The sequence below is a fragment of the Trinickia sp. genome, from assembly GCF_035492435.1.
Lineage (GTDB): Bacteria > Pseudomonadota > Gammaproteobacteria > Burkholderiales > Burkholderiaceae > Trinickia.
Genome location: NZ_DATJJF010000219.1, coordinates 1 through 17,939 on the forward strand (window position 1 = coordinate 1; position 17,939 = coordinate 17,939).

The 17,939-nt window shown below is 62.8% G+C and carries 14 protein-coding genes; 2 read left to right on the forward strand and 12 right to left on the reverse strand.

Annotation, left to right across the window (positions count from 1 at the left end):
* Nucleotides 1–632 (reverse strand): hypothetical protein (locus VL598_RS15790; RefSeq protein WP_325327664.1); only part of this gene is annotated, 632 nt, incomplete at its 3' end.
* Between the two features lie 764 nt (nucleotides 633–1,396).
* On the opposite strand from VL598_RS15790, the gene VL598_RS15795 reads away from it, so the two are divergent.
* A complete protein-coding gene (locus tag VL598_RS15795) occupies nucleotides 1,397–1,897 on the forward strand; it encodes a hypothetical protein (protein ID WP_325327665.1) in 501 nt (166 codons plus the stop codon).
* 191 nt (nucleotides 1,898–2,088) lie between these two features.
* Nucleotides 2,089–5,577 (forward strand): methylmalonyl-CoA mutase family protein, encoded by a 3,489-nt coding sequence (locus VL598_RS15800; RefSeq protein WP_325327666.1) that lies wholly within the window; start codon nucleotides 2,089–2,091, stop codon nucleotides 5,575–5,577.
* A 35-nt stretch (nucleotides 5,578–5,612) separates the two neighbouring features.
* On the opposite strand, the gene VL598_RS15805 is transcribed toward VL598_RS15800, so the two are convergent.
* The 11 genes from VL598_RS15805 to VL598_RS15855 all read right to left on the reverse strand — a co-directional run bounded on the left by VL598_RS15805 (nucleotide 5,613) and on the right by VL598_RS15855 (nucleotide 17,935).
* Nucleotides 5,613–6,566, reverse strand: coding sequence for a nitronate monooxygenase family protein (locus tag VL598_RS15805; protein ID WP_325327667.1), 954 nt, complete (start codon nucleotides 6,564–6,566; stop codon nucleotides 5,613–5,615).
* 476 nt (nucleotides 6,567–7,042) lie between these two features.
* Nucleotides 7,043–7,570: a YbaK/EbsC family protein gene (locus VL598_RS15810; protein ID WP_325327668.1), complete on the reverse strand. Its 528-nt coding sequence runs from the start codon at nucleotides 7,568–7,570 to the stop codon at nucleotides 7,043–7,045.
* Nucleotides 7,571–7,669: 99 nt separating this feature from the next.
* Nucleotides 7,670–8,593, reverse strand: a complete 924-nt coding sequence (locus VL598_RS15815) for a hydroxymethylglutaryl-CoA lyase (protein ID WP_325327669.1) — start codon at nucleotides 8,591–8,593, stop codon at nucleotides 7,670–7,672.
* A gap of 74 nt (nucleotides 8,594–8,667) precedes the next feature.
* Nucleotides 8,668–9,618, reverse strand: coding sequence for a glyoxylate/hydroxypyruvate reductase A (locus VL598_RS15820; RefSeq protein ID WP_325327670.1), 951 nt, complete (start codon nucleotides 9,616–9,618; stop codon nucleotides 8,668–8,670).
* 108 nt (nucleotides 9,619–9,726) lie between these two features.
* Entirely contained in the window at nucleotides 9,727–10,776 is a 1,050-nt protein-coding gene (bioB, locus tag VL598_RS15825; RefSeq protein ID WP_325327671.1) for a biotin synthase BioB, read from the reverse strand.
* Between the two features lie 82 nt (nucleotides 10,777–10,858).
* On the reverse strand, nucleotides 10,859–11,584 hold the full coding sequence (gene bioD, locus VL598_RS15830; RefSeq protein WP_325327672.1) for a dethiobiotin synthase: 726 nt from the start codon (nucleotides 11,582–11,584) through the stop codon (nucleotides 10,859–10,861).
* Complete coding sequence (gene bioF / locus VL598_RS15835) at nucleotides 11,581–12,768, reverse strand: 8-amino-7-oxononanoate synthase (RefSeq protein ID WP_325327673.1); 1,188 nt, start codon at nucleotides 12,766–12,768, stop codon at nucleotides 11,581–11,583. The genes bioD and bioF overlap by 4 nt, the downstream gene beginning before the upstream one ends.
* Entirely contained in the window at nucleotides 12,765–14,153 is a 1,389-nt protein-coding gene (gene bioA / locus VL598_RS15840) for an adenosylmethionine--8-amino-7-oxononanoate transaminase (protein ID WP_325327689.1), read from the reverse strand. Before bioA ends, bioF begins: the two co-directional genes overlap by 4 nt.
* A gap of 417 nt (nucleotides 14,154–14,570) precedes the next feature.
* Nucleotides 14,571–15,896 carry a dienelactone hydrolase family protein gene (locus VL598_RS15845; protein WP_325327674.1) on the reverse strand — a complete coding sequence of 442 codons (1,326 nt, stop codon included), beginning with the start codon at nucleotides 15,894–15,896 and terminating at the stop codon, nucleotides 14,571–14,573.
* Between the two features lie 385 nt (nucleotides 15,897–16,281).
* Nucleotides 16,282–16,740: a YchJ family protein gene (locus VL598_RS15850; protein ID WP_325327675.1), complete on the reverse strand. Its 459-nt coding sequence runs from the start codon at nucleotides 16,738–16,740 to the stop codon at nucleotides 16,282–16,284.
* Between the two features lie 52 nt (nucleotides 16,741–16,792).
* A complete protein-coding gene (locus tag VL598_RS15855) occupies nucleotides 16,793–17,935 on the reverse strand; it encodes an acyl-CoA dehydrogenase family protein (protein WP_325327676.1) in 1,143 nt (380 codons plus the stop codon).
* Between the last annotated feature and the right edge of the window lie 4 nt (nucleotides 17,936–17,939).

A 17,939-nucleotide genomic window follows, 5' to 3' on the forward strand; every position in this document is an offset into this window, starting at 1 on the left:
CGACCGAGCTCTAACACGCGGCGGCGGCGCGGTAGCTGCGTCAGCTCGTCACTGTCAGCGAAGGCACGCAGTTGTTGCTCGAGCCGAAAGTGCTTCCTTTGCAGGGCTATCGCAAAAACATTTGTCACGAGGCTCGTCGAAATCGCGGTGAACATCGATATCGCGACGCCGAATGCCTCTAGTGCAGGGGAGGCGCGTAGCGCAACCACCGCGATTGGGCCCGCCGCCGCCAGCACTGCCGCCGCCGGAAAATCCCATCCGCGTAGCAGTACAGGACTGAATGCGAGGGGAATCACGACGAAAGCGGCGAGAGCTGCCCCCGGCTCCCCGCTGTGCAGCAACGCGTACTGCACGACGCCGGCTTCCAGGACCCCGATGAACAGCAGCGTGGCCAGGCTGGCACACAACCTGCCGCGCGCGGACCACGCGACAACAGCGGCGAGGGCCATCGGTATGGTCGGTAGCGTGCTCGCAAGCGCCACTAAGCCACGCATATCGCGTTTGAGCCAGATGTCGCCAGCAATCAGCACGATATAGCCGAGAAGCAAAGTCACGAGTTGGCCGCAAAGGAACGACGACAGTCTTTGGCTGACGTAACGCTCGAACGATTCATTTTCGTGGGGCGGCTCCATGACGCTGGCGCGCCATCCCCGCCACTTCCGCTCACGACGGGGCCAGACCGCACCACCCTGACGATGCTCGTCAAATTTGTCTCCGCTGCTCACTAGTTCTTCTCTTGAAAGTGCGAGTTCGGTGAAGAGGATCGATGGTGATCGTTCCGTGAACAAGATTTTAGTAGAGGATTTTTAGATTTTGGTGAATATTACAGTAATTAATAATAATACGGAGAATATGTAAGGTGTATCTTGAAATCGCATTACGTGATCTGGCGTGTCAGTTCAGTCTGTTGGAACACATTTCTGGAGCAGATTTACAGGGGTGGGAAAGACAAGACCGGTTTTGCCGGGTGAGCAAACGTTTTTCTCTTTTCGAAAGCATCAGGCTGCTCTCGTGCATCAAGGGTAGTTGAAGCAGCGCGGGACGCGTTGCGAGGTTTTTCATTGCTCCTATCGATCATCTAATTGGCCGTCTGTTATATCGTGATGTGACTGGGGTTTCTTCGGTGTTCGCGCTTTTAATAGCGCCGTGAGGCCTGTGGTTAATGTCGGTCCGCCATACGGTGACTCGGGGACGTTCTTCAAGGCAGATCGCGCTTCGCACCAGAGCGGCGCCGTCTCCGTGGGCATTCGCGGAAAAGCGAGGGTGCAGTAACACCAGGTTACAACGGCGTAGAGCGTCTAACACTTTTTGCCTCGACACGTTTTGGGTCGGCCCATAAATTACATCTGCAGGCGGCGCCTGCAGCCTATCCACCAATCGTGTGTGGAAAGAAACGGTGCGAATCGGTGGCGCCGATCGAGCGGGCAAGTGGATCGATATGTCGGGTTCGCGTTATAGAAGTATCGGGCGTTTGGCGGCAGCCGTGATTTGCGCGGCTGCAGTTGCGCTCGCCTATGCGCACCCTCAACTCGCGCCGTATGCCGCCTCGATCAGTTTTCGCCAACCGGCCGGCTTCGCGCCCCGAACCTTTGAGCGTCACGCTGATACCCCGCAGCCCACGCCGGGGTTGGGCCAAAATCCCGAAAGCCGCGCGCTGAGCAATCTGCGCGGTGGGCGGCAACAACGTCTTTCTGCGGCGAGCGGCATGCCGTATCGACCCACCAGCGCAAACGCGCACAACGGGCAGCGTCCACCCGGTAATGTGGTCTACCTGAGAGCAGGCTCGATCCGCGATGCGGTGACACGCTATAACGAGGAACGCGGTGCAAGCCGCACTTCGCCGAGGCCGTCGAACCCGGCCGCGCGCCCCCCCGATGCTCCCGACTACCGCAACTGAGCCCGAGTTCGGGGAAGTGTTCTACTCGAATTTCTCCTTTCTTGGCGTGGCCCCGCAGCGGTAAGCCCCAACGCCGGCCGAGGCGCGGAGCGTGCAATGCCCGCCGGACAGCGTCATGGGTATGCGTGCCGGTTACCTATACTGCTCGAAGCATCGTCGCTGAAAGAAGGCTGAGCCAGTTTGGGGGAGACATGACCGATTTATCGACGCCGCAGGTCCTCGGTGAGCCGAAGCCAAGCGCTTCGACGCGGCTACGTTTCGTGACTGCCGCGGCGCTGTTCGATGGGCATGACGCCGCGATCAACATCGTGAGGCGCATGCTGCAGGCAAGCGGCGTCGAGGTCATTCACCTCGGCCACAACCGAGGCGTCGATGAAGTGGCCGATGCGGCGCTCGACGAGGATGCCGATGGCATCGCCGTGTCGAGCTACCAGGGCGGCCACGTCGAATACTTCAAGTTCCTCGTCGATCGTTTGCGCGAGCGAGGCGGCGAGTCCATCAAAGTATTCGGCGGCGGAGGAGGGGTCATCGTCGCCGCAGAGATCGACGAGCTGCAGCGCTATGGCGTCGAGCGGATCTACTCGCCGCAGGACGGCCAGCGGCTTGGATTGCAGGGCATGATCGACGATATGATTGCCCGCTGCGCCAAGGCTGCTCATCTCCCATCAGCGCTTAGAGGACCGGGCGTGATCGGCGAGATCGACGGCGAAGCCGCCGCCGCCGCTTTGCAAGGCACGGCTGCGCATCGCTGGCGCCGCCTCGCGCGCCTTATCACGTCGCTCGAGGACGGCAGCGCCGATGCCACGACACGGGTTGCGCTTTCGGCGCGCGCAGCGGCGCGCCGCGTTCCCGTGCTCGGCATTACCGGCACGGGCGGTGCTGGAAAGTCGTCGCTCACTGACGAGCTCGTGCGGCGCTTGCGGCTCGATTACGGCGACGCGCTGACGATTGCCGTCATTGCCGTCGATCCGTCACGGCGCAAGTCGGGCGGCGCACTGCTCGGCGATCGTATTCGCATGAACGCGATCGGCGATTGGGGGCACGGTCCACGCGTGTTCATGCGCTCGCTTGCGACGCGTGAGGCGGCGAGCGAGCTGCCCGACGTGCTGCCGGCGGCGGTGATGGCGTGCAAAGCCGCCGGCTTCGATCTGGTCATCGTCGAAACGTCCGGCATCGGGCAAGGCGATGCGGCGATTGTCCGCCATGCTGACCGTTCGCTTTACGTCATGACACCCGAGTTCGGCGCCGCAAGCCAGCTCGAAAAGATCGACATGCTCGATTTCGCCGATTTCGTTGCAATCAACAAGTTCGACCGCAGCGGCGCGGCTGACGCGCTGCGCGACGTGGCCAAGCAAGTCCAGCGCAACCGGGGCGCATGGAGCGTGGAGCCGGAAACACTCCCTGTGTTCGGAACGATTGCCGCACATTTCAATGACGATGGGGTGACGGCGCTTTATCAGCGGATGGCTGTGTCGCTGCAGGAGATCGGGCTGCCGCGTCCGGCGTGCGCCCCGAGCTTGCCGCACAGCGACGCTCGCCATTCCAGCGCACGCGATGCAATCGTGCCGTCTGCCCGTGTGCGCTACTTGTCGGAAATTGCCGAGACGGTACGCACGTACCGGGCAAGGGTTGAGGCTCAAGCGCAGATTGCGCGCGAGCGCTGGCAGCTGCGTGAGGCGCGACGCATGCTGATCGAGTCGATCGGCGGCGATGCGCTCAGGCGGGCGTCGGAGGGGATGCACGGTTCAGATAGGGCGACGGCTGACGTCGCTGGCGTTGCCGCAGGCTTTGCAGGCGTTGCGGCAAAGACTGATACGCAGTGTGCTGGTCAAGCCGTCAGCGAACCGGCGGGCGAGGTGGTGGCAAGGCTGGACACGTTGATTGCGGCGCGCGACGCACAACTCGGGGCACGCGAGCGAGCGCTCCTCGACGCTTGGCCGAAGACGGTCGCGGGCTACTCGGGCGACGAGCAAGTCGCGAGTGTGCGCGGCCGAGAGATCCGTACATCGCTGACCGTCAAGACGCTTTCGGGCACGACGATGCGCAAGGTATCGCTGCCCAAGTTTGTCGACCCAGGCGAGACCCTTCGCTGGCTGGCGCTCGAGAATCTGCCCGGCTATTTTCCTTTCACGGCGGGCGTGTTCCCCTTCAAGCGCGAAGACGAGGACCCCACGCGCATGTTTGCGGGCGAGGGCGACCCCGCGCGCACGAATCGGCGGTTCAAGCTGCTTTCGGAGGGGATGCCGGCTGCGCGTCTGTCCACTGCGTTCGATTCGGTGACGCTCTACGGCGAAGAGCCGGACGAGCGGCCCGACATCTACGGCAAGATCGGCAACGCGGGCGTATCGGTGGCGACGCTCGACGACATGTCGGTGCTCTACGATGGCTTTGATCTGTGCTCACCGGGCACTTCCGTATCGATGACGATCAATGGGCCTGCGCCGACGATTCTCGCGATGTTCTTCAATGTCGCGATCGATCAACAGCTCGCGCGGCTTGCTGCGAGCTGCGAGAGGGAGGGCCGCATATCCACCGTCGAAGAGAGGAAAGCAGCACGCGCACGTGCGCTGCAGAATGTGCGGGGAACGGTGCAGGCCGACATCCTGAAAGAGGACCAGGGCCAGAACACGTGCATCTTCTCGACCGAGTTCAGCTTGAAGGTCATGGGCGACATTCAGGCGTATTTCGTCGAACACGAAGTGCGCAACTTCTATTCGGCTTCGATTTCGGGCTACCACATTGCCGAAGCAGGCGCGAATCCGATTACGCAGCTCGCGTACACGCTCGCGAACGGGTTCACCTATGTGGAGGCTTATTTGGCGCGCGGTATGACGATTGACGAGTTCGCGCCCAATCTGTCGTTTTTCTTCTCGAACGGCATGGAGCCCGAGTACACGGTGATCGGACGTGTGGCACGGCGCATCTGGGCGATCGCGCTGCGCGAGCGCTATGGCGCCAACGAGCGTAGCCAGAAGCTGAAGTACCACGTGCAGACGTCGGGACGCAGTCTGCACGCTCAAGAAATCGACTTCAACGATATCCGCACGACACTGCAAGCGCTCATTGCCGTCTATGACAACTGCAACTCGCTGCATACGAACGCTTATGACGAGGCCATCACGACGCCGACCGAGGACTCTGTCCGCCGGGCGCTAGCGATCCAGCTGATTCTTCAGCGCGAATGGGGCCTCGCAAAAAATCAGAACGCCAATCAGGGCAGCTTCATCGTCGAAGAGTTGACGGATCTTGTCGAAGCGGCGGTGCTCGCGGAGTTTGACCGGCTGACCGAGCGCGGCGGCGTGCTGGGCGCCATGGAGACAGGCTACCAACGCGGCCGCATTCAGGATGAGTCGATGCTGTATGAGCATCGCAAGCACGACGGCTCTTATCCGATCGTGGGCGTGAACACGTTTGTTGGAAAGCACGTGCAGGATGCGCCGCCACCGCTCATGCTCGCCCGCTCGACACGCATGGAAAAGGAAAGTCAGCTCGCGCGGCTTGCGGCGTTCCACGAGCGGCACCGCGAGGAGGCCGGGCCAATGCTGCGCCGCCTGCAACAGGCCGTCATCGATGACGAGAACGTGTTTTCGGTGCTGATGGATGCGGTGCGTGTCTGCTCGCTCGGGCAGATCACGCATGCGCTATTCGAGGTAGGGGGGCAATATCGACGTACGATGTAACGCTGGACGTTGCATCGTGTACGTCGACATCGACGCTAAAGCGACAAGCGGGCTCGCGCCTCGCTGTACTCGAGCTTGAGCCGCTCGACAAGTTCAGCCACGCTCGGAATGTCGTCCATGAGGCCGACACCTTGGCCCGCACCCCAGATGTCTTTCCACGCTTTGGCCTTGTCGCTCGTGAAGTTCATCGTCGACTTGTCCGACTCCGGGAGGTCATCCGGATCGAGGCCGGCATTGACGATGCTCTCGCGGATATAGTTGCCGTGCACGCCGGTAAACAGGTTCGTGTAGACGATGTCGGCCGCACTCGAATTGACGATCGCTCGCTTGTAGCTGTCCACGGCATGGGCCTCCTTGGTCGCGATGAAGCGCGTGCCCATGTAGGCGAGATCCGCGCCCATTGCCTGCGCGGCGAGGATCGAAGCACCTGTCGCGATGGCGCCCGAGAGCACGATCGGGCCGTCGAAGATGCGCCGCACTTCACCGACGAGCGCGAAAGGCGAAAGCGTGCCCGCGTGTCCGCCCGCACCGGCCGCCACGAGGATGAGGCCGTCGACGCCAGCCTCCAGCGCCTTTTGCGCGTGTCGCAAATTGATGACGTCGTGTAGCACGATGCCGCCATAGCTGTGCACCGCGTCGATCATCTCCTTCACGGGGGCGCGCAGGCTCGTGATGAAGATCGGCACCTTGTGATCGACGCAGACGCGCACATCGTGCTCGAGCCGCGCATTCGACTGATGAACGATCTGATTGACCGCGACCGGGCCGACCGTTGCGCCCGGGTTCGCGGCCTTATGCGCGGCGAGGGCTTCGTCGATTTGCGTGAGCCATTCGTCCAGCAACTCCGCCGGCCGCGCGTTGAGCGATGGGAACGAACCGACGATGCCCGCCTTGCATTGTGCGAGCACGAGCTCGGGATAGCTGACGATGAACATCGGCGATGCGACGACAGGCAAGCTCAGGTGCTGCAGAACAGCGGGCAGGGCCATGACGCAAGTCTCCTTGGTGCATCACGAAGAGAACGATCGTTCGATTATACGGACCGCGCCGCCCTGGCGTCCGGGTGCTTTGTTCTGTTGGAGGGAGTGCTCGGCCTCTATTGGCTCGAGTCCCGGCCCGGTGCAACCGATGCGGCCAATTGGCTTTGCATGCCCGGCACCAGACCGAGGGCGCATCATCGGTTTGGCGGCTGCCGATGGAGTGGCCAGTCCCGTAGTTGGATCGTCAACGAAGAGGAAATGAAAGATTTGATCTGACGGAAGTCGGCGGAGCCAAGCGGATTTCGCAGGGAAATCACCGATGCTCGAGCCGGCGCGCACCGGTATCATGGTGGCGACGCTTTGATCACGTCGTAAATTGAGCCGTTCGTCATCCGTGACGAGCGGTTTTCTTTTTGGTGCTCGCTGTTTTGTAACAGGGCGCGTCGTCAGTCGTCGCCCTCCGCTTAATGAAACGGCCACTTCCCTCAATCGCGCAATGCGACGTCCACCACCGGCGCGCCCGTCAGCGCAATCAGTTCGTCGGGCGACAAATTGAAGACGGCATGAGGATGGCCGGCCGCGGCCCAAAGGCTATCGAACTGAAGCAGATCCGAATCGATGAGCGTGACGGGCGTCGTCGCATGCCCGATCGGACAGACACCGCCGATTGCATAGCCGGTCTTGTCCCGGACAAACTGGGCATCGGCACGTCCAATCGCACCGACTTCGCGTGCAACCTTGGCTTCATCGACGCGGTTCGCACCGCTTGCAATCACAAGCACGGGTGCGTCGTCCTCGCGTCGGCGAAAGAGAATCGATTTCGCGATCTGCGCAACCAAGCAGCCGAGCCCGGCCGCCGCCTCCGCCGAGGTTTTGCCCGTTTGGGGCAGCATGACGACCCGCTTGTCATGCCCGCGCTCGCGAAGCAGCAATGCGACGCGCCGCGCCGAATCGGGCAAATTGACGAGCGCCTTCAAGTCGTCATCGTTATCAAGCATGTTCGGTGGCGTCATGGGTTCGTTGTCCATAGCGAAAGCGAAAACAACATCGTAATCAGTCAAGGCGTCCTGATTCATCTGCACTTAGAGCGCCACGCGCGCGTCATGCTTACCTTACTGACTGCCTTGCGATTCCTTTGCTTTTGCAAGCAGTGCGCGCCCCGCGCGAGAACCATTGGGGCGGCCAATTGCGGTCGAAATGAACTCGCCGATGGCGGTGACCCTTTGAAGGTCGACACCGGTTTCGATGCCCAATCCGTTCATCAAATAGAGCACGTCTTCCGTTGCCACGTTGCCCGTGGCCCCCTTCGCGTACGGGCAGCCACCGAGGCCGGCCACCGACGCATGAAAAATCACGATGCCTTCCAAGAGCGACGCATAAATGTTGGCGATTGCCTGCCCATACGTGTCATGAAAGTGTCCCGAGAGCTGCTCGCGAGGAAACACCTTGGTGACAGCGGCAAATATCTCGTGCGTGCGCTTGGCCGTGCCGACGCCGATCGTGTCGGCAATGTCGATCTCGTCGCACCCGAGCGCCGCGAATCGCTGCACGACGTCGACGACGGAGGTTACGGGCACCTCGCCTTGATAGGGGCAACCGAGCGCGCAGGAGATGCTCCCGCGCAAGCGCAGGCCCTGATCTTTCGCGGCACGCGCGACGGGCTCGAACCGAGCGACGCTCTCGGCGATGCTGCAGTTGATGTTTCGCTGTGAAAAGGCTTCGCTCGCCGCACCAAAGATGACCACTTCGTCGGCACGCGCTTCGAGCGCCGCTTCGAAGCCTTTGAGGTTCGGCGTGAGCACTGAGTAGAGCGTGCCTGGGCGGCGCGTGATGCCCGCCATCACTTCGGCTGCATCCGCCATTTGCGGTACCCACTTGGGGGATACGAACGACGTAGCTTCGATGTTCGGAAAGCCGGCTTCCGACAGCTGGTTGACGAGATCGATCTTGACAGCGGTCGGCACCCGCTGCTTTTCGTTTTGCAGCCCATCGCGCGGGCCAACTTCGACGATCTTCACTGCGCGAGGCATGGACATGTCATCTCTCCAAGCGATTGATGAGGACTGCCGACTAATGGCGCGCGACGCCGCTTAAGTGTAGAACGCGAGCCTCAGTAGCCGCGCGCGCGGTTGACGACGCCGGTGACCCGCTCGCCGCGCTCGAGCGCCGCGATTTTTTCTGCGATCTGTGCGACGGCCGGTTCACGCAACGTGACGGCCGAGACATGCGGCGTGATGGTCACGCGCGGCTCGCGCCAGAACCGGTGATCGGGCGGCAGCGGTTCTTGTGCGAATACATCGAGTGTCGCGGCCGCGATCCGGCCCTCGCCGAGCGCGTCGAGCAAGTCGGCTTCGACAAGATGCGCGCCACGTGCGAGGTTGATGAGATACGCCCCGCGCGCAAGCTTCGCGAAGGTCGAGCGGTTCAGAATGCCATCGGTTTCGGGCGTACTTGGCAACAGATTGACGAGGACTTTCACGCCGTCGAGAAATGCATCGAATTCGTCATGGCCGGCGAAAGTCTCGATGCCTTCGAGCGATTTGCGGCTGCGGCTGTAGCCCCGTACGGGGAGACCCAGCGATGCGAGGGTCTTTGCGACATGGGCGCCGAGCACACCCAGGCCTAGCACCCCGACCGTGAACGTCTCGCGCGCATGCGCGGCAAGGGGGCGCCAGCATGGGTCGGATCGGCGCTGCGCCAGCTCGTATTCGTCGAAGCGGCGCAGGTAGCGCAATACCGCATAGGCGGCATATTCGGCCATTTGATCGGCCATGCCGGTGTCTTCGAGCCGGATGACGGGCACATCCGGTGGCAGCGTGCCCGGTGCATTGCGCTCGATTGCGAGCAGCGCGTCGACGCCGGCAGCGAGATTAAACACTGCCTTGAGCCCGGCGCGCTCCGCGAAAAGCTCATGCGGCGGCCGCCAGACGAGCGCATAGTCGGCGGGAGCCGTGTCTCCGGGTTGCCACGCGCGAATGTCAGCGTGGGGCAATGCACGGGTGAGCGACGACAGCCATTCGGCTGTCTCTGCTGCTTCGGGCAAGTGAACGAGGATATCCATGCGTTGGCTTAAGCGGGCGACAGCGCGTCGCAACAAGGAGAATGCCCGTCATTCTACGTTTTCGGTGGCTACCGTGCGACAGCCACGCGACACCCGCACGCGCGGGCCTTATTCCTTGTGGCATCCCTCGGTACAGGCTTCCTTCGACGTCAACTGTCCCGCTGATTGCGGCTGAATGCCGAGCCGTGCAAAGAGCTGGCGATCGGCGTCGGCCTGGGGGTTGCTCGTGGTCAGCAGCGCATCGCCGTAAAAGATCGAGTTGGCTCCCGCCATGAAGCAAAGCGCCTGCACGGCGTCATCCATCTGCTGCCGACCTGCCGACAGCCGCACCATCGCGCTTGGCATCGTGATCCGCGCCACGGCGATCGTGCGTACGAATTCGAACGGGTCGAGCGGCTCGACCTCGCCGAGCGGTGTGCCTTCGATGGCTACGAGGTGATTGATCGGCACTGATTCCGGGTACGGGTCCATATTTGCGAGCTGTGCGATGAGCCCCGCGCGAGCACGACGTGATTCGCCCATGCCGACGATGCCGCCGCAACAGACGTTGATGCCGGCATCGCGAACACGCTCTAGCGTGTCGAGACGGTCCTGGTAGGTGCGCGTCGAAATGATCTGCCCATAGAACTCGGGCGATGTGTCCAGGTTGTGGTTGTAATAGTCGAGCCCTGCTTCGCGCAGTGCCGTGGCCTGGTGATCATCGAGCATGCCGAGCGTCATGCAGGTTTCGAGCCCCAGCGCCTTCACGCCGCGAATCATCTCCTGAATCGGCTCGAGATGGCGCTCCTTCGGGTTGCGCCAAGCGGCCCCCATACAAAAGCGCGTCGCACCGCTTTCCTTTGCCGTGCGCGCTGCGCTCAAAACGTCTTCCACGTCCATCAACTTTTCGGCTTTGAGGCCGGTGTCGTAGTGCGACGATTGCGAGCAGTATTTGCAATCCTCTTCACAGCCACCGGTCTTGATCGACAGCAGTGTCGACAGCTGCACAGCGTTCGCATCGAAATGCTCGCGATGCACTTGCTGCGCGCGGAACAGCAGGTCATTGAACGGCAGCTCGTAGAGCGCGGCGACGTCGGCGACGCGCCAGCGGACGCTGTCCGGCGCCGGTGTCGGCGGCGTGGCGATGGTCAGCGTCGATTCGGTTTGGGCTTGAGTCATGTCGTCGATCCTTTCAGGCAAGGGGCGCGGTTACCGTGTTCATCCGTCAGCCAGGGTGACGCTGCCGCACGGCAAACCGGCGTTAGCGCGAGCTTTGTACGCCGCGCATGTTGTTAAGGAGTCCTGTGATGTCCAGGTGGGACGCCGCTCGCTCGGGCGATGCCGGTACGATGCGCGGCACGGTGCCGAGAAGCGGGGCATCGTGCTCGCGCGCGAGCCAGCCGCTCACCGCCTGGATGTTCTCGTCAGGATAAAGCATGTTGGGGTCGATCAGGTTGGCGACCCAGCCTGCGATGCGCAGCCCGCGCTTCGCGATCGATTCTGCCGTCAGCAGCGCGTGGTTGATGCAGCCGAGCCGCATGCCGACGACGAGCACGACCGGCAGTGACAGTGCGTGCGCAAGATCGGCGGTGTCGCGCGTGTCATCAAGCGGCACCCGAAAGCCGCCCACACCCTCGACAACGACGATGTCGGCGCGTTGCATCGCTTTGCGATGGCATTGCACGATGTGCTCGAGATCGAGCGAGACGCCTTCGCGCGCGGCGACGATATGCGGTGCGGCGGGCGCTTTCAGCAGGTACGGCGTGCGGATGGCAGGCGGCAGGGCGACACTGGCCGCGGCATCGAGCGCGTCCGCGTCTTCGTTATGCCACTCCCCGTCGCGCTCGGTGGCTCCAGCGGCGATGGGCTTCATCGCTGCCGCGCGCAATCCGGCCTGCCTGAAGCCATGAAGCAACGCACAGGAAATAAATGTCTTCCCGATCTCCGTATCGGTACCGGTCACGAAGAGCGACAGCGGCGCGCTCATGCTTCGTCCCCGGTGGCGATTCGGCCCAGCGCCGCTTCGAGCCGCGCCAGATCGTCCAGCGAGTGCGCGGCCGACAGCGAGATGCGCAGGCGCGACGTGCCGACGGGAACGGTCGGTGGCCGGATGGCGGGCACCCAGAGCCCCTCGGCCTGAAAGCGTGCCGCGAGCGCGAGCGTCGTTTCGTTGTCGCCGATGATGAGCGGCTGGATCGCCGTATGTGAATCGACCGGCTGCCAGCGCGTCGCGCGAAGCAGGCCGCGCGTTCGCTCTATCAGCGATGCGAGGTGGGCGCGGCGCGCGTCGCCTTCATCGCTCGCGATGATCGCGAGGCTTGCCGATACGGCGTGCGCCACGGCGGGGGGCGCCGCCGTCGTGAAAATGTAGGGGCGTGCACGCTGTACAAGCCACTCGATCACCGTCTCATGCGCGATGACGGCAGCACCCGCCACGCCCGCTGCTTTTCCGAACGTGCAGATGTAGACGAGATGCGGCGAGCGCAACGCGAGCTGAGCAAGCACGCCGCGCCCTTGTGGGCCGAGCACGCCGAAGCCGTGTGCGTCGTCGACGACGAGCCAAGCGCCGTGACGCTCGGCAAGCGCAAGCAATTCGGCCAGTGGCGCGACGTTGCCGTCCATGCTGAAAACGCCGTCCGTGACGATCAGCTTGGCATCGGACTCACACGCATCGAGCATGGCCGCCAGCGCAGCGATATCGCCATGCGGATAGATTTGCACATCGGCGCGCGAAAGGCGTGCCCCGTCGATCAGCGATGCATGATTGAGCGCATCGGAAAAGAGTGTCGTGTTACGCCCGGCCAGCGTTGTCAGCGTGGCCAGATTCGCCATGTAGCCGGTGCTGAAGCTGAGTGCGCGCGGCGCATCGACGAAGCTGCCGCAGAACGCTGCGACATCGTCTTCAAGCTGAACGTGCGCGCGAGAGTGGCCGCCGAGCAGATGCGAGCCGCCACTGCCCGCGCCATAGCGCCTTGCCCCTTGCGCGAGCGCGTCAACCAGCGCGGGGTGCGCGGCGAGCCCCAGGTAATCGTTGCTGGCGAAACCGACGATGTCGCGGCCGTCGATATTCATATGGGCGGCGCAGGGCGTCTCGGCGGTGCGCCGCCGGCGCGTGAGCCCGCGCGACTCGACATCGGAGAGGCCTTCGCGCAACGTATCGAGCAGACTCATCGATTCACCCCGTTCGCCAATGTCGCTTCGAATGTTTCGTGCGTACGTGCCGCGATCAACGCGATTTCTTCTTCGTCCAAAATATATGGCGGCATCAGGTAGACGGTCGTACCGATCGGGCGCAGCAGCAACTCCCGCGACAGCGCATTTTCGAAGAAGCGGCGCGAGAACGTGCGTGCGGCGTCGCCCTCGAGCGCGGCATCGAAGGCGATGATCGTGCCGCAGCGTCGCACATGGCGGACCGCGTCATGCTTCAGTAGCGGGCTAAGCGCTTCCATCAGCGCCGCCGATTTGCGCTCGTTGACAGCGAGCACGTTGTCGCTTTCAAAGAGATCGAGCGTCGCGAGTGCGGCCCGGCATGCGAGCGGATTGCCCGTGTAGGAATGCGAGTGCAGGAAGCCGCGCGTCGTGTCGTCGTCGTAGAAAGCCGCGAAGATTTCGTCACGCGAAAGCACGATCGACAAGGGCAGGTAGCCGCCGCTGATCCCCTTCGATAGGCACAGGAAATCCGGCCAGACGCCGGCTTGTTCGCTGGCAAAAAATGTCCCCGTGCGCCCGCACCCGACGGCAATTTCGTCAGCGATCAAATGCACGTCGTATTCGTCGCAGAGCGCGCGCAGGCCGGCAATGTAAGACGTATCGTGCATTGCCATGCCGGTTGCGCACTGCACGAGCGGCTCGACGATCAATGCGGCGATGCGTCCCGCGCGCGATTCGAAAAGCGCACGAACGTCGTCGAGCGCGCGCCGGGCTACGTCAGCGGCAGTCTCGCCCGCTTGCGCGCGGCGCGCGTCGGGCGATGCGGCGACATGTGCGCAGCGGATCAACGGATCGTAGGCGTCCTTGAACAAGGCGACATCGGTGACGCCGAGTGCCCCAATCGTCTCCCCGTGGTAGCCGTTCGCAATGCAGACGAATTCGCGCTTTTCATCATGACCGCGGTTGCGCCAGCAGTGAAAGCTCATCTTCAAGGCGATTTCGACGGCCGAGGCGCCATCCGACGCGAAGAACGCATGCCCGAGCGTGCCGTGCGTGAGCCGCGAGAGCCGTTCGGCCAGCTCGACGGCGGCTGTATGGGTGCAGCCCGCGAGCATCGCATGCTCGAGCGTATCGAGCTGCGCCTTCAACGCCGCATTGATGCGCGGATTCGCATGCCCAAAAAGATTGACCCACCAGGAGCTGATGCCGTCGAGATAGCGGCGGCCGTCGTGATCGAAAAGCCACGCGCCGCTGCCGCGCGCCACGGCAACGAGCGGCAGGCGCTCATGGTGCTTCATCTGAGTGCAGGGGTGCCAGACAGCGGCAAGGCTGCGCGCGACCCAATCGTTAGAAGCCTCGCTGCGCACTTGCGTGCTCGACACTTCCCTCGACGCATCGACGTTCATGTGCTTGTGTTCCATTGCTTAGCATCCGCAGGCGAAAACCGCGGACGTATACATCATTTTTTTAGGTGCCAAGCCTCGCTGACGAGCCCGCGAGAGCCAAAAGTGGACGTGAGAGTAGCGCGTTCCGCGTCGCGATGCACGTTTTGCGCGTGCTGCTCGATTGCGCCGTTTGGCGGCCGTTCGTTACAGCTCGCGGCGATTGCTCGCAAATCACGAGATTTCGCGGTGGTTGACGACGGCAGAGTCTAGGCGCTGGACGAGAGAAAATACGCAAACGCAGGGCTCCATCGCGCACGGGCGTCGCTATTGGCCCATTTTCAGAGAAGCCTGTGCTTGGACTCCGCAGGCGGGCAAGCGGAAGGCGGACAGGCGCCCCTGCCGGTCATTTGCTCATTTTTTGATGGCCATCAACGGCCATCAACGACTGGCGAGCGAAGCGTGATTGGGCGCTTCACCCGGTTCATCGGCTCGATCAACTCGATTAGCTTGATCGTCGCCACTCGACGATGCCGTTCGGGTGCCCTCGTTCCAGACGACCGAATCGTCAACCGCGTAGAGCCGGCACGCCTCGCCGTGGTTTTCCTTGCTGCAATTGGAGAGGGCGACGGATATCGGATCGTCGCCGCCCTCGGCCCACGACCAGGCGCCTGAACGCGCGACGGCAAACGCGCGGCTCGGAAACTGGCGGAGAAACTTCCGATAGGCGGCGCGGCCGGCTGCATCGAGATACGGGACCGCCTCGATGGCATCGACCGCCGCGTAGCCCGAGGCAGGTGGCACGGCAGGCGCCTCAACGCGGTACTCCGTGCGCGTGGGCATGTGGATACGGTTAAGGAACGCCTCGACGGACGGCCACCAGAGGGACACGCTGTCGCGATCGACGACGAGCCGGTGTGCATCGTTCTTGTAGCGGCCTACGTCGACCATCGTCGCGCTCGCGCCTTGATCGGTGTAGGCAGCGTACATGCGTGCGGTCAGTTCGGGCGTCCAGATCGAGTCGTTATCGCCGTAGAGCCAGAGCGACGGCAGTTGCACGTGCTCGCCATAGGATTCGAATGCGTGAGTCAGATTGTTCTGCCAACCCGAGCAAGCGTCCTGCCGTAAGCCGCCGGAGAAGTTGATCAGGCCGCGCACGCCGGGGGCCGCTCGCATGCCATAGGCGATTGTCGCCAGGCCGCCGTGCGAGGTGCCGGCTACGACGATACGCGACGCATCGACATACGGCTGCTGCGACATGTAGGCAATCGTTGCCGCCACGTCATCGGCTTGCATGATCCCATTTTTCTCGACATTGCAGCCTTCCTGGCGATACGTGCCGTCGGAATTCGCGAAGCCCTCTCGGTTAGGCGCCACCACAACATAGCCGCGGCGCACGAACTCGCGCGCGAAGGCCAGCGGCCGGCTGCGGCTCTGTGCCCCCGGATCACCCGCTATCTTGCCGTGATTGAACACGACCAAGGGGAAGGGGCCCGGGCCATCGGGCTTGAAGATCGTCGTCTCGAGCGTGATATTGCCCGTGCCGTCGACGGGGACACGCACGACCCGTTCGTTCAGGTCGCCAGCGAGAAGCGGCAGTGCCGTTTCTCGGAGATTGGGGCCGGCCGCGTCGGCGGCTGAAAGCGGCCGTTTTGCGGAAGTGGCGAGCGCGACCCGCTGTACCGTTGCGTCGGGGCTCGCCTGCGCCTGAGCGCCTATCCACGCACACGCACAGACCCATCCCACCAAGACGTTCTTCCAACTCATGCGTACCTGCTCTGAAAACAAGTCATGCCGACGCCGGGTTTCTTGGAACTCGTGCGAATGCGTATCCGCGCATCAGTCTCACGGCCTTGCTCGAAAAAGCTGGCAAAAGCCGCGATTCGCCGCACAGGCTATCGCGGCGTGAACCGGCAGCCGTCGGCGTGGACGAAAAACGCGGGGATGCGGCGCGAGACGCATGCCGTGTCGACCGACGGCACGAACCGACGGCAGCCGACAATTCGCCTTAGCGTACGCGTCAAAACGATATCGATCCTAGCTCACCAAAATGAAATGTGTCATTGAGGAGAGTCCGGATTTGCGAAGCATTGTCGTTTGGCATAAGCACGCGGTCATGCACAAAAAAACGGTAAGCCGGTTGAAAGTGGGGTCAGTGCTCGTGCACGTCTCCGTCCACATAGCGCCAGCGTCCGTCGGTACCGCGTACGAAACGGCTGACTTCATGCAAACGGTGCCCACGTCCACCGGATTTGAAACGGGCGACGAATTCCACCACAGCGTGCGTATCGTCGAGCACCTCGAAACGTTTGATTTGTAGTCCTAACCATCTCGGAGTTTCCGGCGATTCGAGATCGATCGAGAGATCGTCTGGACAAGTGGAAACATCCCACGTCGCACGTAGGTAGTCGGCATCCCCGACCACGTAGGCCGTATAGCGCGAGCGCATGAGCATAAGCGCCGTGGGCGCTATCGTCGCTCCGCTCAGCAAGGGTCCGCAGCATTGGGCGAACGGCGGCGCTTTGTGCGACGAGGGTGGCTTGAGTGAGGCCCCGCCGCAGGGGCACTCGAGTGGCGAGGATGTGAGGCTTCGGGAGGTCGATGGTTTCATGGGGCGATTTTACGCGGGCCGCGCTTCATGACGGCGTTCAACCGGCCCAGGGTTAGAGGGTTTCTCGCTCCAGCCCACGCGCGATCAGCATCTTCTGAATATCACTCGTACCCTCATAGATCTGGCACACGCGCACATCCCGGTAGATTCGCTCGACGGGAAAATCGCTGACATATCCGTAGCCTCCGAACGTCTGCAGTGCGGCCGAGCAGATCCGTTCGGCTGCCTCGGAGGCAAAGAGCTTCGCCATGGCAGCCTCGGTCAGGCAGGCCTTGCCGGCATCCTTGAGCGAGGCCGCGTGCCAGACCAACTGCCGCGCTGCTTCGAGCTGCGTCGCCATTTCCGCAAGGCGGAACTGCACCGCTTGATGATCGAAGATACGTTGTCCGAAGCTTTTTCTCTCTTTGGCATAAGCGAGCGCCGCCTCGAGTGCCGCGCGCGCCATGCCAACGCTTTGGGCCGCAATGCCGATCCGCCCACCCTCAAGGCCCGAAAGGGCGATACGGTAGCCATCGCACTCTTCGCCGATGCGGTTGGCGCGCGGTATGCGGCAGTGGTCAAAAACGATCTGCGCTGTATCGGAGGAATGCTGGCCGAGCTTGTCTTCGAGGCGAGCGACGATGTAGCCCGGCGCGGTCGTCGGTACGATGAAGGCGCTGATTCCCCGCTTGCCGGCTGACTTGTCGGTCACGGCGAGGACGATCGCCACATCGCCGCTCTTGCCGCTCGTGATGAACTGCTTGACGCCGTTGATCACGTAATCGCCGCCTTCGCGCACCGCTGTCGTAGAGAGCGCTGAGGCGTCCGACCCCGCCTGCGGCTCGGTCAGGCAGAACGCGCCCAGCATATCGCCGCGCGCAAGCGGCGTCAGCCAATCGCGCTTTTGCTCGTCGTTGCCGTAGGCGAGCAGGATGCTGCAGACGGGACAGTTGTTGACCGAGACCGCGGTCGAGGTGCCACCGTCGCCCGCCGCAATCTCCTCGAGTATCAAGGCGAGTGCGAGCGCATCGAGCCCGGCGCCGCCGTACTCGTTCGGCACGAGCACCCCGTATGCGCCGAGTTCTGCGAGTTGGCGATGCACGTCCTTCGGAAACGTGCGCTCGCGGTCCCACGTTGCTGCGCGAGGTGTGATGGCCTCGCGCACGAAGGTGCGCACTGCGTCACGAACCATCACGTGGTCTTCATCCAGCACCATGTTG